We start from the raw sequence: 6632 nt of genomic DNA, 5'->3' as shown, positions 1-6632 counted from the left end.
GCTGGGTAGAAAGTAAACACGGGCCCGGGAGGGGGGGAAGGCCAGGGAGGGCGATGGACGGACCACAAAGACAAGCCCCCCCCCCCCCCCCGCCCCGCTCCGTTGCTGACCCCATGACATTCTCGCGTTTTATGCTCGCCGCCCTGCCGGGTACGGCAGCCCTGCTGATCGGCATCGGCCTGGCCCGCTTTGGCTACACCCCGCTGATCCCGGCGCTGATCGGCCAGGGCTGGCTCAATGCCCCCGAGGCGGTCTATCTCGGCGCCACCAATCTGGCCGGCTATCTCGCCGGCAGCATGCTGGCCTATCGCCTCGCCAGCCGCTTCGCCCCGGGCAAGGTGGTGCGTTTCGGCATGCTGGCGGCAGCCGCGAGTTTTGTTGCCTGCGCCCTGCCGCTCGGCTTCTGGTGGTTTGTACCCTGGCGCTTCCTGGCCGGCTTCTGCGGCGCGCTGCTGATGATCGTGGCGCTGCCCTTGGTGTTGTCACGCATGCCGCTGGATCGCCGCGCCCGCACTGCCGGCGTGGTGTTCACCGGGGTTGGCATCGGCGTCGCCGCTTCCGGCACCCTGGTGCCCAGCCTGGCCAGCTACAGTGTTTCCGCCGTCTGGCTCGGCATGGCCCTGGTGGCCGGCACGCTGGGGCTGCTGACCTGGCGCGGCTGGGGCCTGGCCCCCGGCAACACCAGCACTGCCGCCGCACAGGCAGATACGGCGCCGGCCAGCGGCAAGCTGCTGACCCGCCCGGTTTTGCTGCTGCTGATCGCCTATGGCCTCGATTCCTTCGGCTTTGTACCGCATACCGTGTTCTGGGTTGATTACATCGCCCGTGGCCTGGGCCGCGGCCTGGCCGAAGGCGGCTTCTACTGGGTTTGCTTTGGTTGCGGCGCGCTTTGCGGCCCGCTGCTGGCCGGCCTGGTGGCCGAGAAGTTGGGTTTCCATTACGCCCTGCTCGGGGTTTTTGTGGTCAAGACCTTCGGCGTGCTGCTTCCGCTGTTCAGCACCAGCATGCCGGCGCTGATTGTCTCGTCGCTGGTGGTGGGCGCGCTGGCGCCCGGCATCTCGGCGGTATTGTCCGGCCGGGTTGCCGAGCTGGTCGGCCTGACCGGCCATCGCCAGGTCTGGGGCTGGATGACCGTGGCGGTGGGCGTGGCACAGGCTGGTGGCGGCTATGGCCTGTCCTATCTGTTCACCCATAACGGCTCATATGAACTACAATTCCTGCTCGGCGGCCTGGCCCTGGCCGGCGGCGCCGTGCTGGTGCTGTTCAGCCGGGGCAAGCAGATAAAGGCATGAGCATGGAAGCGCGGCTCAAGGCGGAATTGCTGGTGCAGGCCATCCTGCGGCTCTACGACCATCAGATGATCCCGGCCTATCTGCGGCGGCGCGGCGATGCCGATGCCGGCGACGTGCTGGTGAAGATCAGCCTGGACCGCAGCACCGCCCTGCTGCTGGCCCAGGCGCGCGATGGCGAAGGCCGCGCCGTGTGGATGAAAACCGGGCCGGCGGAAGATGCCGCCATCGAGGCGCAGCTTACCAAGGCGATCAGCCGCGACCCGGATCTGTGGATCGTGGAGGCGGAAGATGCCAAGGGCCGCTTCCCCCTGGATACACCGATCATCGGTTGATAGACTCACACCCCAACAAAAACCGGGAGGCCCGCGTGGTCGCACCATTTATCCTGATCGGCCTCGGCCTGCTGTTCCTGGCGAATAATTTCGACATGCTGTCGCTCGCCTTCCTGCGGCAATGGTGGCCGCTGATCCTGATCGTGCTGGGCATCGGCATGCTGTTTCAGCGCGGCCGCTGACCCGGTTCACGCCGCCGCTATGGCAGCTTTGCGCTGCCGGATTGCCAGCACAATCAGCGCCGCCAGCAGGCAGGCCACGCCGGCCGAGAAAAAGGCCGGCGTATAGCTCTGCATGTTAGTGCGGATGAAGCCGGCGCCATAGGCGGCCACGGCAGCGCCAAGCTGGTGCGCGGCAAATATCCAGCCGAACATCATGCCGACCCGCTGCGCGCCGAAGGTGGCGGCGGTCAGCTTCACCGTGGGCGGCACCGTGGCGATCCAGTCCAGGCCATAGAACATCGCAAACAACGACAGGCCATAGAGCGTGAAATCCGAATAGGGCAGCCACATCAGCGACAGGCCGCGCAGGCCGTAATACCAGAACAGCAGCTTGCGATTGTCGTAGCGGTCGGACAGCCAGCCTGACAGCACGGTGCCGACAAAATCAAACGCTCCCATCAGCGCCAGCACCGAGGCGGCCGGCAGCGCCGCCATGCCGAAATCACTGCACAATGCGATAAAATGTGTCTGCACCAGGCCATTGGTGCTGAGGCCGCAGATGAAAAAGCTGATCGCCAGAATCCAGAATACCGGATGGCGCAAGCCATCCCACAGCACAAGCAAAGGCGTGGCGAGGGTCATGGGTGGCGCGGGTGGCGCAGCGGCAGCCGGCGAGGTTTCGCCATAGGGCAGCAGGCCAACATCACTCGGCCGATCCCGCATCAGCAGCCAGGCCAGCACAAAAATCGCCACGCAGGCGGCCACTACCGGCACCACTGCGGCGCGCCAGCCCCAATGTTCGATGATCCAGGCGGCCAGCGGCAGGAAGGCCAACTGCCCGGTGGCGGAGCTGGCAGTCAGCAGCCCGATCACCAGGCCGCGCCGCTGCGTGAACCAGCGGTTCGCCACCACGGCGCCCAGCACCAGAGCGGTCATGCCGGTGCCAAGCCCCAGCACCAGGCCCCACAGCACAAAGAGATGCCAAAGCTCGCTGGCCAATGTTGCCAGCGCCATGCCGCCGCCTACAAACACCAGGCCGGCGCAGATCACGGCGCGCAGACCGAGGCGTTCCATCAGCAAGGCGGCAAACGGGCCGATCAGGCCGAACAGCGCAAAGCGCAAGGCCAGGCTTGAGGCAATCTGCTCGGTGGTCCAGCCGAATTCCTGGCCCAAAGTCAGCAGCATGGCACCAGGCAGGCCGAGGGCTGCCGCCATCACAAGCATGGTGCAGAAGGTGATGCCGGCAACGATCCAGCCATAGTGAATGCCGCGCCGCTGCAACCAGGGCGCCAGGATTTGTGCCGGCATGAAAGATACTTTCCTAGCTTGAATCACACAGCTTCAAGAATGGTGGCAACACCCTGGCCGCCACCGATACATTGCGTGGCCAGCGCAAAGCGCTTGCCTTCGCGCTTCAGCAACTGCGCCGCCTTGCCGGTGATGCGGGCGCCGGTGGCGCCGAGCGGATGCCCGATGGCCAGGGCGCCGCCATCCAGGTTCACCCGCGCCGGATCGATCTGCAATTCGCGCAGGCAGGCAATGGCCTGGCTGGAAAACGCCTCGTTGATCTCGACGATATCGATATCGTTTATGCCCAGACCGGCGCGCGCCAGGGCCTTTTGCGTCGCCGGCACCGGCCCCATACCCATCACTTCAGGCTCGCAGCCCGCCGTGGCCACAGCGCGGATCGCCGCCAGAACCGGCAGGTTATGCTGCCTGGCAAACGCTTCCGAACAGACCAGCGTGGCCGCCGCGCCATCGGTGAGCGGCGAGGCCGTGCCGGCGGTGACAGTACCGTCAAAAGCCGGCTTCAGGGCCGCCAGCCCTTCCAGCGTGGTTTGCGGCCGCAGACAGCCATCGGCATCCACCATGCCATCCGGTGTTTGCACCGGCAGCACTTCATCGCGCAGCCGGCCGGCATTGAATGCCGCCGCCGCCTTCTGCTGTGAAATAAGAGCGAACTGCTCTTGCTCAAGCCGCGACACGCCATAGCGCGCTGCCACATTCTCCGCCGTGCGGCCCATCGAGATATAGGCTTCGATGGCAATTTCGGCATCCGGCCGATCCTGGCTTTTGAAGCGTGGATTGGCCGAGAAATTGAAACCGCCCTGCGGCACCATGGTCATCGATTCAACACCGGCGCAGATAAAGGCATCGCCGGCCCCTATGGCGATCTGGCCCACGGCATAGTGAATGCCGGTCATCGACGAGCCGCAGAAACGGTTGATAGTGCCGCCGCTGACCGAAAGCGGCAGGCCGGCCAGAAGCGCTGCGATGCGGGCGATATTGTTGCCCTGTGCCGCTTCGGGATAGGCACAGCCCATCAGCACATCCTCGATCAGCACCGGATCGATATCCAGCCGCTGCACCAGGCCCTTGAGCGTTATGGCGGCAAGGTCGTCCGGCCGCGTGCCGGCCAGACGGCCCTTCCTGGCGAAATGGAACGGGGTGCGGACATAGCCCGCGATCACGGCTTTGGTCATGACGCTCTCCTTCAGGCAACCGGAACCGGCGGCAGATCGATCTGCTCCAGCACACCACCAGCCAGCCTTGGTCGGGTTTCGGCAAGCTGCACATGCGGCACACCCAGCGGCACTGCACTGGCGGCATCCAGCCGCTCCGCCTGCTCGGCACTCAGCGCCAGGGTCAGGCCGCCCAATGTGCCATCAAGCTGCGCGCGGGTGCGCGGCCCCAGGATCGGGATCAGGCTGGTGCTGGATAACGCCGCCTTGTGGCGCAACCAGGCAATGGCGACATGGGTGGGGGTGGCGCCCAGTTCACCAGCCACCGCCAGCACGGCATCAAGCAACGCTGTTTCGCGCGCCGATTTCTCGGTATGCACCAGCATGCCCAGCTTGGTCAGGCGGCTATCGTCCTTGCCGGCGCGATACTTGCCGGTGAGGAAGCCGCCGCCCAGCGGCGACCACAAGGCGGCGCCAAGGCCAAGCGCTTCCGCCATCGGCAGCAATTCGCGGTCCGGGCTGCGTTCGGCCAGACTGTATTCCACCTGGATGCCGGCAATCGGCAATGTGTTGCGTAATTCGGCCAAAGTCGCGCCGCGCGCAATGCGCCAGGCCGGGAAATTCGAGAGACCGGCATGCAGGATCTTGCCGGCGCGGGCCAGATCGTCAAAGCCGCGCAGAATTTCCTCCATCGGCGTCATGCCATCGGCCATATGGGTCCATAGCAGATCGATACGATCAGTGCGCAGCCGCTTCAGGCTGTCTTCCACGGCGCGGATCATGGTTTTGCGGCTGTTGCCGGTGCGCGCCAGATCGGTCTTCGGGCCGGCACCGAGGGTGTATTTGGTGGCTAGCACAAAATAGTCGCGGTCGGCGGCGAGAAAATCGCCAAGCAGGCTTTCCGACTGCCCAACCTGATAGGTATCAGCCGTGTCGATGAAATTGCCGCCAGCTTCGGCATAGCCATCAAATACCGCCCTGGCCTCGTCACGCTCGGCGCCATGGCCCCAGCCGGTGCCGAAATTACCGGTGCCAAGTGCCAGTTCGGAAACCCGCAGGCCGGTATGGCGGCCGAACAGCCTGTAACGCATCGGAGTTGCTCCTTTTATATGATGATTATCATGTATTGAAATAAATGATGTATGTCATTTATAATGTCAAGCAGGTTTCTGAAGGGAGCAACGATCATGCGAGTGAGCAGGGAGCAGGCGGCGGAAAACCGGCAGCGCGTGGTGGCGACAGCGGCGCGGCTATTCCGCGAGCGCGGCTTTGACGGCATCGGCATTGCCGACCTGATGCGCGAGGCCGGGCTGACCCATGGCGGTTTCTACGGCCAGTTCGGGTCCAAAGAAGAATTGATGGCCGAGGCTGTGGCAACGACGCTGGAGCAATCATTGCAGCGCTGGCATGAGCGCGCGGCGCGCCATCCGGAAGATCCGCTCGGCGCTGTGGTGCAGGCCTATCTGCGCCCGGCGCATCGCGATGGCCCCGGCGCCGGCTGCGGCTTTGCTGCCCTCGCATCCGAACTTGGCCGCCAGCCGAAAAGCCTGCGCCGCCGGCTCACAGATACTTTGCGCGGCTTTTTCGATATGCTCGGCGACCAGATCGGCGGCAAAACCGCCACCGCCCGGCGCAAACATGGCATCCATGCCTATAGCGCCATGGTGGGGGCGCTGGTGTTGTCACGCATCGCCGAAGATGAGGAACTCTCGCGCGAAATTCTGGCAACCGTCGCCGAGGCAATCACGACCCGGCAATAACAGCCGCTATTTGCCCAGCCCGGCCCCGGCATAAAGCTCCGGCTTGAAGCCAGGCAGATACTTGCCATCGCCCAGATCGAGCATCGGCCGCTTGATCATGCTGGGCTGGGCCAGCATCAGCGTGATGGCCCTGGCCTGATCCAGCCCTTCCCGCTCCGCCTCAGGCAACTTGCGGAAAGTGGTGCCGGCACGATTCAGCACCTTGTCCCAGCCCAAGGCCCGGCACCATGCCTCCAGGCTGGCGCGATCAATGCCCTTGGCCTTGTAATCGTGGAAGGCATAGGCCACGCCATGACCATCCAGCCAGGTGAAGGCCTTTTTCATGGTGTCGCAATTCTTGATGCCGTAGATAGTGATGCTCATCCGCCCGCTCCTTGAACCTGACCTTATAAAAGCCAAGCTGGAGCGGGCGTCAACGCATAGCGCGTCAGTGGCTACGCAGCCAATCGGCAAAGCGGGTCGGCCCTAGCCTCGCGCCCGCCTGCGGCACCAATGAAGCATCATTCAGCGCAATGCCGAAATAACGAGCTGCCGGATCGCTGACCACCGGGCACGGATCGCCCTGGGCAGTGAGATATTGCTGCACCAGATCAACCATCGGGCGCCGCTCCGGCCCGCCCAGCTC

General features: G+C 64.6%; 8 protein-coding genes and 1 pseudogene. 4 read left to right on the top strand and 5 right to left on the bottom strand.

The window, feature by feature from the left end:
* Positions 1-113: 113 nt before the first annotated feature.
* From KBB36_RS20440 to KBB36_RS20430, 3 genes are read left to right on the top strand one after another with little or no spacing between them, the layout of a single operon-like run.
* Positions 114-1292 carry a YbfB/YjiJ family MFS transporter gene (locus tag KBB36_RS20440; protein ID WP_290985590.1) on the top strand — a complete coding sequence of 393 codons (1179 nt, stop codon included), beginning with the start codon at positions 114-116 and terminating at the stop codon, positions 1290-1292.
* Positions 1289-1624, top strand: a complete 336-nt coding sequence (locus KBB36_RS20435; RefSeq protein WP_290985587.1) for a DUF1491 family protein — start codon at positions 1289-1291, stop codon at positions 1622-1624. Before KBB36_RS20440 ends, KBB36_RS20435 begins: the two co-directional genes overlap by 4 nt.
* 35 nt (positions 1625-1659) lie before the next feature.
* On the top strand, positions 1660-1806 hold the full coding sequence (locus KBB36_RS20430; RefSeq protein WP_290985584.1) for a DUF5668 domain-containing protein: 147 nt from the start codon (positions 1660-1662) through the stop codon (positions 1804-1806).
* Positions 1807-1812: 6 nt separating this feature from the next.
* Here KBB36_RS20430 and KBB36_RS20425 read toward each other — a convergent pair whose 3' ends face one another.
* The 3 genes from KBB36_RS20425 to KBB36_RS20415 are packed head-to-tail and all read right to left on the bottom strand — an operon-like array spanning position 1813 to position 5338.
* Positions 1813-3093 (bottom strand): MFS transporter, encoded by a 1281-nt coding sequence (locus tag KBB36_RS20425; RefSeq protein ID WP_290985581.1) that lies wholly within the window; start codon positions 3091-3093, stop codon positions 1813-1815.
* Between the two features lie 23 nt (positions 3094-3116).
* On the bottom strand, positions 3117-4268 hold the full coding sequence (locus KBB36_RS20420) for a thiolase family protein (protein WP_290985578.1): 1152 nt from the start codon (positions 4266-4268) through the stop codon (positions 3117-3119).
* 11 nt (positions 4269-4279) lie between these two features.
* Complete coding sequence (locus KBB36_RS20415; protein WP_290985576.1) at positions 4280-5338, bottom strand: aldo/keto reductase; 1059 nt, start codon at positions 5336-5338, stop codon at positions 4280-4282.
* Between the two features lie 96 nt (positions 5339-5434).
* On the opposite strand from KBB36_RS20415, the gene KBB36_RS20410 reads away from it, so the two are divergent.
* On the top strand, positions 5435-6007 hold the full coding sequence (locus tag KBB36_RS20410; protein ID WP_290985572.1) for a TetR/AcrR family transcriptional regulator: 573 nt from the start codon (positions 5435-5437) through the stop codon (positions 6005-6007).
* A gap of 6 nt (positions 6008-6013) precedes the next feature.
* On the opposite strand, the gene KBB36_RS20405 is transcribed toward KBB36_RS20410, so the two are convergent.
* On the bottom strand, positions 6014-6370 hold the full coding sequence (locus KBB36_RS20405; RefSeq protein WP_290985569.1) for an ArsC family reductase: 357 nt from the start codon (positions 6368-6370) through the stop codon (positions 6014-6016).
* Between the two features lie 64 nt (positions 6371-6434).
* Positions 6435-6632, bottom strand: a pseudogene (locus KBB36_RS20400) (NmrA family transcriptional regulator); the annotation flags it as partial.

It is taken from the genome of Ferrovibrio sp., from assembly GCF_017994015.1.
Classification (GTDB): domain Bacteria; phylum Pseudomonadota; class Alphaproteobacteria; order Ferrovibrionales; family Ferrovibrionaceae; genus Ferrovibrio.
This window is presented reverse-complemented; position numbering and strand designations above follow the sequence as displayed.